Origin of the sequence: Cryobacterium sp. Hh7 (genome assembly GCF_004403155.1) — a bacterium.
In the GTDB taxonomy this organism is placed as follows: domain Bacteria; phylum Actinomycetota; class Actinomycetes; order Actinomycetales; family Microbacteriaceae; genus Cryobacterium; species Cryobacterium levicorallinum.
Genome location: NZ_SOHG01000002.1, coordinates 1 through 7979, shown reverse-complemented (window position 1 = coordinate 7979; position 7979 = coordinate 1). Strand labels below are relative to the sequence as shown.

Annotated in this window: 8 protein-coding genes; 4 read left to right on the top strand and 4 right to left on the bottom strand. The window is 58.1% G+C overall.

Annotated features, from left to right (window positions below):
- Positions 1–196: 196 nt before the first annotated feature.
- The 4 genes from nagB to E3T43_RS00160 all read right to left on the bottom strand — a co-directional run bounded on the left by nagB (position 197) and on the right by E3T43_RS00160 (position 4073).
- Positions 197–967 (bottom strand): glucosamine-6-phosphate deaminase, encoded by a 771-nt coding sequence (nagB, locus tag E3T43_RS00175; protein WP_134470860.1) that lies wholly within the window; start codon positions 965–967, stop codon positions 197–199.
- 6 nt (positions 968–973) lie between these two features.
- Complete coding sequence (locus E3T43_RS00170) at positions 974–1738, bottom strand: carbohydrate ABC transporter permease (RefSeq protein WP_166791190.1); 765 nt, start codon at positions 1736–1738, stop codon at positions 974–976.
- A 101-nt stretch (positions 1739–1839) separates the two neighbouring features.
- Positions 1840–2718: a carbohydrate ABC transporter permease gene (locus tag E3T43_RS00165; RefSeq protein WP_206751390.1), complete on the bottom strand. Its 879-nt coding sequence runs from the start codon at positions 2716–2718 to the stop codon at positions 1840–1842.
- A 23-nt stretch (positions 2719–2741) separates the two neighbouring features.
- Positions 2742–4073 (bottom strand): ABC transporter substrate-binding protein, encoded by a 1332-nt coding sequence (locus E3T43_RS00160; RefSeq protein WP_166791189.1) that lies wholly within the window; start codon positions 4071–4073, stop codon positions 2742–2744.
- Between the two features lie 136 nt (positions 4074–4209).
- Between E3T43_RS00160 and E3T43_RS00155 the strand changes: the two genes are divergently transcribed.
- From E3T43_RS00155 to nagA, 4 genes are all read left to right on the top strand, one after another.
- Entirely contained in the window at positions 4210–5136 is a 927-nt protein-coding gene (locus tag E3T43_RS00155; protein ID WP_134470856.1) for an N-acetylglucosamine kinase, read from the top strand.
- Between the two features lie 2 nt (positions 5137–5138).
- Positions 5139–5846, top strand: coding sequence for an N-acetylmannosamine-6-phosphate 2-epimerase (locus E3T43_RS00150; protein ID WP_134470855.1), 708 nt, complete (start codon positions 5139–5141; stop codon positions 5844–5846).
- A gap of 21 nt (positions 5847–5867) precedes the next feature.
- A complete protein-coding gene (locus tag E3T43_RS00145) occupies positions 5868–6563 on the top strand; it encodes a GntR family transcriptional regulator (RefSeq protein WP_134470854.1) in 696 nt (231 codons plus the stop codon).
- Positions 6564–6655: 92 nt separating this feature from the next.
- Positions 6656–7789, top strand: a complete 1134-nt coding sequence (gene nagA, locus E3T43_RS00140; protein WP_134470853.1) for an N-acetylglucosamine-6-phosphate deacetylase — start codon at positions 6656–6658, stop codon at positions 7787–7789.
- Positions 7790–7979: the final 190 nt, after the last annotated feature.

The following is a 7979-nucleotide window of genomic DNA, read 5'->3' as shown; positions in this document are numbered from 1 at the left end:
ATGAAGCAGGAGCGGCTCGGTCCAAGCTGTCCCTGGCTGCCAAGCAGCGTGCGTATCAAAAATGAGACTGACTTAACTTAGATGAGACAGGACATGACGGGAGCCCTATTCGGCGGATTCTGCAATAGTTGGAGTTTTTACTTGTCATAATTGAGCGTTATCGGCTGACCATCGGACTACTCCGGGGTGCGTTTGATCATCGCTGCCAGGCGGGCAGATTAGCAGCGACGTAGTCGTAATACTCGGTAAGCCGCAGCCCCGACGAAGCTGCGGAATCGAGAATAACTGTGACGTTGGGGTGCATCTGCAAGATCGACGCCGGGCACATGCTCGTGATGGGCCCTTCGACGGCGGCCGCGATTGCGTCAGCCTTCCCAGAACCTAACGCGACAAGCAAAATTTGTTTGGCCTCCATGATGGTTCCGAGTCCTTGGGTGATGCAGTGAATTGGCACCTCGTCGATCGAGTCGAAGAATCGTGCGTTGTCGGCTCGGGTTTGTGGGGCGAGTGTTTTCACCCGAGTGCGTGAGGCGAACGAAGAGGTAGGTTCGTTGAACCCGATATGGCCGTCGCTGCCTATTCCGAGAATTTGGAGGTCGATGCCGCCGGAGTTGGCGATTGCCGCGTCGTAGGCGGCGCAGGCAGCGTCAATGTCACGGGCCGAACCGTCGGGCACGTGCACTCGGGTGGGATCCAAGCTGAGAGGTAAGGTCACTTCGGTGTTGATCACTGACTGGTAGCTCTGAGGGTGAGTTTTGGCAAGCCCCACATATTCGTCGAGTGCATACGCAGTGAGGGAAGTGAGATCAACCCCAGTGTATTTGGCAAGCGCCCGGTAGATGGGCAACGGCGACGATCCGGTGGCCACGCCCAGCACGGAGAGAGTCCCGGAACTGATGCCGTCGATGATCACTCGTGCTGCCTGGTCGCCGACATCGTCTGCCGTCGGAAGAATGATGACCTTCATGGTTCCCTACTTGACTGCGCCGGCAGAGAGGCCGCGGACGAGGTATCGCTGAGCGAAGATCGCGAACGAGAGTGGAATCACCAGAGAGACCACGACGACCGCCGAGACATTGCCCCATGCGATTCCAGCGCTCGTGACGAAAAACGCAGCACCGACTGTAACGGGTGTGGCTTGCGAGCTTGAGAGGATGACGGCGAAAAGGTAGTCAGACCAGGTGAACAAAAACACGAGGATTCCGACCGCAACCAGACCTGGCGCAAGGAGAGGGAGCACGATTGATGAAAGCGTCCTGTAAACGCTCGCGCCGTCGATCACCGCAGCTTCTTCGACTTCAATCGGCACGTCTCGTATGGCGCCGCAAATTATGAGCATGGCCAGCGGCAGGTTGAGGAAGGTGTTGGCGAGCACCAGGGCCGCTATTGAGTCATAGAGCCCGAAGGCCGACAGCATCAGGAAGAAAGGGATCGCGAAGAACATTGCTGGCACGAGACGCAGAGACGTGATGAAATTCAGGAGGAAGCTGCCGCCAAAGCCCAGCCGCACAATCGCATAGCTGGCCGGCACTGCGATGAGCATGACTAGCGCGACCGTACCAATGGCGGTGAACGCCGAATTCATGAGGAACTTTGTGAAGTCGTAGCCTGACCCGCCGAACACGGCAACGTAGTGATCGAGAGTCAATCCGCGGTTAAACGAAAACGGGGACGACGCGATGTCTGCATCGGTCTTGAACGATGTGATGACGGCGTTCAGTAGGGGCAGGTTGATCACCAGGCCGACACTGACCACGAGGATGGTTCGCCACCACGCTTTCCTGCTGGTCACACGTGACCTGGGTCGAGTGATTTGCTGTTTCGTGTTTCGGAGCTGAGTCATTTGTTCCTCTTCTGTTTCTTCTCAATGACGTCTCCGTTGAGGCGGCGGACAACTATGGGTACCAAGGGAAGCATCACGATCGCGACGATGGCAGCGGCGGCTGACGCGGTGCCAAAGTCTCCACCGGACAGAATCTTGTAAATGTAAATGCTGAGGGTGGTTGTTGAATTACCTGGACCGCCGCCGGTCAGTACGTAGATCGTGTCGAAGGTGCGGAACGCGTCGATCGCCCGCAAGAAGCCTGCGATGAAGATCGTGGGCAGTAGAAGGGGGATAACGATCGACCTGATGACGCGAACGTAGCGGGCACGGTCGAGTGCAGCGGCCTCATAGAGCTCTTCGGGGACCGATTGAAGAGCTGAGTAGAACAGCAGGAAGGTGAACGGCGTCCACTGAAGCAGGTCCAGAATCACCAGAACGGGAATGATTGAGTCGGAGCTAAATAGAGACACGCTCTGACCCATCGATTGGAAAACAGCGGGCACGAGCCCGATGTCCTGATTAAGGATCAGGCGGAACATGATCCCCATCAATGCCGGCGCAATCATCACGGGCAGAATGATGACGCTCAGCAGCCACTTCTTTCCAGGAAAGGCTCGGTCGAAAACCAGTGCCAAGACAAAACCCAGTACGAGCTCAAGGGCTGTAACGACGACTGTGTAAATCGCGGTAAACCTCAACGCATTCCAGAAACCGTCATCGCCGAGTACTCGCGCGAAGTTATCGACTCCGACGAATTGCGGCTCAGGGTTTAGGAGGGTCCGGTCCAGGAGTGCCGTCTGGACTCCAGTCACGATCGGGTAGACCACAAGGACAGCAAGGAACACAAGCAGGGGCGCGCTGAGGATCCAGCGCGCCCCCTTGGTCCCCGTCACGAAGAGGGGAGAGGACATTGCCTCTACTTGTCGATCAGATCGGTCAGCGCGTCATTCGCCGCGTTGACTGCGTCATTGATGTCCGCTTCACCAACCCAGGCCGCAGAAAGCTCATCGGCGATCATTGTGTAAATATCGAACGCGCGCTTCTCGTTCGGAGCAGCGAAGCTGTTCGCCGCGATGTCCCGCGACAGGTAAGGGAACAAAGGATTAACGGTGGCATTGGCGTCAAGAACTGTCGGCATTGCCGCAATTCCGCCAGCGCCGACATAGGTCGTCATCGTGTCGGCCTTTGCGAGAAAGTTCACGAACGTCGCTGCCGCTTCCTTGTTCTTGCCGTACTTGTTGATACCCACGGAAAGCGTGTGGACATGGGTCTGGTGGATGTCGCCCGGTACCGGGGCAACACCGATCTTTCCTGCGGTCAGAGGCGACTGCTCTGCGTCGTTGAGTCCGGCGAAAGCGGCCCCCCACTGAATAGCGAAGGCTGCATTCCCTGAGGTGAGGGCGGCCTGAGTCTCTGGATATTCTGCCTGCGAGGAATCAGCTGAAACCACTCCAGAGGTGTATGCGGCCGAGTAGACCGCGACTGCTTTCTTGGCGGCGTCGCTGTTCAAGTCGGGGTTGCCATCGGCATCCAGCCATCCGCCGCCGAAGCTCCAGAGCACGTCGCCCCAGACCATCGCGTTGTAGACAAGGTTCTTCGCCTGCAGGATGGTGCCGTACTCGGTGGGGGACTCGGGGTTATAGGTCTTCGTGAAGTACGCAGCCGAAGCGAGATAGTCGTCCCAAGTCCAATCGTCGGGGTTCTTCGGTTCCAGTTCTTTTCCGAACGCCTCCTTGCTGATCTTCTTGAAGCCTTCAACGTCACCCATCATCGCCTCGACCAGGTCGGTGCGGTAGTAGAGGAAGTGGTTGCTCACGTCCAGAGGCACGCCGTACAGCTCATCATCGACCTTCAGTGAGTCGACCGCGGTCTCAAAGTACAGCGATTCGTCCAACGCGAGCGGCTCAAGGTAGGGAGCATGCTGAGCGATCAGGTAGCTCGCGGTGCGGTAGAGGTCATAGTCCGAGGACTTGGTGGACATGACCGCCGCTTCCTTGGCAAACGTGTCGGTACGGCTCAGCTGGGTAATCTCAACAGCGATGCCGGCATCCTTGCCTTCGCCGGTGTTGAACTCATCGACGAGCACGCTCATCGCATCAGCTTCCGGACCCGGCTCGAAAACCATCTTGAGGGTGGTTACGCCTGAGTCAGTGCCCGCTGCTGGCGCGCACCCAGTAAGAATGAGCGCGATCGCGGTGACGGCTCCTAGAGCAATCGCGGGCTTCGCTGTCCACGGTTTGAAAGTCATGAAAACTCCAATTGAATATTGCAGGTCGGGAATAATTTGTTTATTAGGTTCAGACCAATGTGATGCAGGTCTGGACCTGTTGATGTAGCATAGCATCTGTCAGATAAATTCAAAATAAAGATTTGAGGCGATAAGCATGGGCCGTGTGATTGTGGACGCTGGCCAAAGCGGGGTTCGTGTCGTGCTGTCACGTTCGGGCGAATCAGATATAAGCCGGGAGTACACCGGCATACGATCTCATGGGAACGTCCTGGAACAGGTCGCCTCCGCGGTGGAGACATCCTTGTCCGGCATTGACATACGTGGCTGCTGGACGCTGGCAGCGGGAATTACCGGACTTACCCCGGCCCACGGGGGTGCCAACACGCTCCTTGATGCCCTCCCTATGGTTGCGTCTGTTGCAATTGCCCATGACTCAGCCACCAGTTACCTTGGCGCGTTCGGGCACAACCAAGGAACAGTTCTTGCCGTGGGAACGGGCGTTGTCGTTTTAGCCTGTGCCACATCAAAGGTCGCCAGGGTCGATGGTTGGGGTCACCTTCTCGGGGATGCCGGAGGTGGCTTCTGGATAGGCGCGCGCGGACTGGCCGCAGCGCTCGAAGCTTTCGACGGGCGTGCACCCTCGACTTCACTCACCGGTGCCGCTCTAGAGCGTTTTGGTTCGTTCTCTGACCTTCCAAACCTCGTCTACGGGGATCCGGACAGGGTCTCCGCCATCGCAGCCTTCTGTATTGAGGTTGTCGCCTGCGCCGAAAAAGGTGACCCTGCATCCGTCGCAATTCTCGAAGAGGCTACGGACCAACTGGCCCGGTCGGCGAGTGCATCACTCGATTCGGTGCAACTTTTGGACGATGACCGTGTGGTGTCATGGTCAGGGAAACTCATCGGTGCAAGTGGCTATGTACGCTCACTTCTTCAGATAGCGCTCGAGCGAAATCCTGCCCGAGCTCGACTGGTTCCTCCTCAAGGAACTTCACTCGACGGTGCCCGCGTCCTCGCCGATCTTTCATCTACCCACCCCCTTTATGACGCGGTTAGCCGCGCCTCCCGTAACGAAAAGTGACCATGTATCCTGCACTCCTTGCCCTGAAGGACGGCCTCGTTGTCTCCTGCCAAACCTCAGCAGGAAACCCCGTGATGGGCCCCGAGCCTATGACCCTGATGGCACGTGCGGCAGAAACAGGGGGGGCTGTCGGCTTTCGCGCTGAGGGCGCGCTCGACATTGCGTCTATCCGGTCGATCAGCTCCCTTCCAATCATCGGTATTCGAAAGACCGGCAGATCGGCCGCAGGCGGTGTGTTCATTACCCCAACGTTTGAGAATGCTGCCGAGATGGCTGCCGCGGGCGCAGACATTATCGCTCTTGACGGAACCGCTCGGCCCAGACCATCCGGACAGACGCTCGCCGGGATCATTTTAAGAATCCACGAGGAACTGGGGCTTCCTGTGATGGCAGACACGGACAGTATCGATTCTGGGCTGTATGCAGAGGATGCTGGCGCGGACGTAGTCGGAACGACTCTTTCGGGCTACACGACAGACATGGCAGTCAGCGACCTTCCAGATCTTGGATTGGTGGCTGCGCTGGTAGCCCGTCTGGATCGTCCAGTGATCGCCGAGGGACGATACTGGACCCGCGAAGAGGTCGCGCTAGCATATTCTTCGGGTGCGTTCTCGGTCGTGGTCGGTAGCGCCATCACGAATCCGATGATGATCACGCGGCGTATGGTCGCTGCGACTCCCCGCGCTACGTCCAACCCCGGCTTGACCTGAATCAGGAGAGCGAAAGCAACGATGGCACCCAAGCACCTGCTAATCCGCGAGCAGCTTCTGGCCGAGATTTCGACCATGTGCACCGATGATGCTCTTCCGCAGGAGCGTGATCTTGCTGAACGGTTTAACGTGAGCCGCACTACTGTGCGACAAGCGCTGCGCAGCCTGGCCGATGACGGCCTGATCTACTCAATTCGCGGTATGGGCACCTTTGTCTCAGGAGGACGAATATCCAAGGGCCTCAAGCTCACTTCCTTCTCCGAGGATATGCGTGGAAGAAACATGGAGCCATCGTCGAGAGTGTTAAGTGCGACCGAGCGCATAGCCTCGGACGAAGTCGCGCTTAATCTGGAACTTGCACCAGGATCATCGATTTTCGAAATCGAACGCCTGCGGTTGGCTGACGGGGTACCGATGTGCCTCGAGACTATCTACCTTCCTGCCCATATCTTCCCGCATCTGTTGAACTTCGATCTCGGAGGTTCGATCTACGGCCTGATGGCTGAGCAGTTTCGGGTCAGAGTCGAGACAGCAACCCAACGCGTTTCGAGTCAACTCGCCTCCGGCATCGATGCGGATTTGCTCGGCGTCCCTCGCCAGGCACCAACCCTCGTGGTGAGCCGACAAGGTGTCGATGGGAAAGGTCGCTTGGTCGAGTATGCAGTCAGCGTGTACCGGGGAGACAGGTACGACTTCAGCTTCGCCGTTCAACGGTAGATCTCCACTGCAGTATTGACCTTCAGTGGCCCAAGGCCGCGAAGGCGGTCTTTCTCCAACAATCACGAATCACCAGGCCCCCGGGAGTCAGCATGAGTATGCTCATCGAACACGCGCGTAAACTCGACGCGCACGGCGAAATCGACGACTTCTGGATGCTCGTCGACGGCAAAATTATAGTCGCGACGGGAACAGGGCCGGGACCGCACGCCAGCACCACTGTGGACGCTAGCGGAAGTTGGCTAACCCCGGGCTTCATGGATCTGCACTGCCACGGTGGCGGTGGGCATTCGTTCGACGACGGGATCGAATCGATCACTGCTGGACTCAGATTTCACAGGGCCCACGGAACAACGCGTTCGATCGTGAGTTTGGTAGCCAATCCGCTGAACGAAATTCTCGCCAGTCTCAGTTTGATTGCAGACATGGCAACGCGCGATCCTCTCCTGCTCGGTTCCCATATGGAGGGACCTTTCTTGTCGCCGAAGCGAGCCGGTGCACATAACATACAGCATTTGCGAAATCCGACCCCGGTCGAAGTGCAACAGTTCCTTTCGGCCGCGCGAGGAACCCTTCGCCAAATCACTCTCGCGCCCGAGCTGCCGGGGGCATTTCTTACGATTGACCAGTTCACCGAGGCTGGCGTAGTCGTTTCGATAGGTCACACAGAGTCCAGCGAATCGCTCGCCAGAACCGCATTCGATCGCGGCGCCCGGATGCTGACGCACGCGTTCAACGCGATGCCCGGCATCCACCACCGCGCCCCAGGCCCGGTAACTGCAGCCGCATTTGACAATCGAGTGATTATTGAACTCATCCTCGATGGTCATCACGTCGATCCGTCGGTCGCCGCCCTGCTGTTCGCTGCAGCACCCGGACGTATCGCCATCGTCACTGATGCCATGGCCGGCGCCGGATTGCCGGACGGAGACTTCACGTTAGGTACCCTCGACGTGACGGTCTCCGGAGGTATCGCGCGGCTGTGTGGAACGGAGACGATCGCGGGCTCAACCGTGACGCAGGACGTGTCGCTTCGCCTTGCGATCGAGGAGGCACACATCTCACCCGCGGCCGCTATCGAAGCGCTTACTCTCACACCAGCGCGCGCTCTGGGAATGGGCCGTCATCACGGACTCCTTGCTCCCGGATTCACATGTGACGCCGTGCGTCTGACACCAGAGTGGAGTGTTCTTGACGTCTGGGCAGAAGGACAGCACGTTGCGTAGGTGGTGATACTTCGACTAGATAGCGAAGGGTTTATTCACTCGAATCATGATCGGAACCAGGAGACTGGGCCGGAGTGCACGGGGTAGTCCGTCTAGGAGGCTGCTGAATAACATGGGTTCAGCCGGCCCGGCGAGTCTCTAGAGTGTTTTTTTGCTCCGGGGTGGGGCGTTGTGAGATCGGCTGAGCGGT

Bases quoted from the DNA above. Each gene is read 5' to 3' on its own strand.
- E3T43_RS00150 (WP_134470855.1), top strand. From the start codon at position 5,139: ATGTATCCTGCACTCCTTGCCCTGAAGGACGGCCTCGTTGTCTCCTGC.
- E3T43_RS00145 (WP_134470854.1), top strand. From the start codon at position 5,868: ATGGCACCCAAGCACCTGCTAATCCGCGAGCAGCTTCTGGCCGAGATT.
- nagA (WP_134470853.1), top strand. From the start codon at position 6,656: ATGAGTATGCTCATCGAACACGCGCGTAAACTCGACGCGCACGGCGAA.
- E3T43_RS00160 (WP_166791189.1), bottom strand. From the start codon at position 4,073: ATGACTTTCAAACCGTGGACAGCGAAGCCCGCGATTGCTCTAGGAGCC.
- E3T43_RS00155 (WP_134470856.1), top strand. From the start codon at position 4,210: ATGGGCCGTGTGATTGTGGACGCTGGCCAAAGCGGGGTTCGTGTCGTG.
- nagB (WP_134470860.1), bottom strand. From the start codon at position 967: ATGAAGGTCATCATTCTTCCGACGGCAGACGATGTCGGCGACCAGGCA.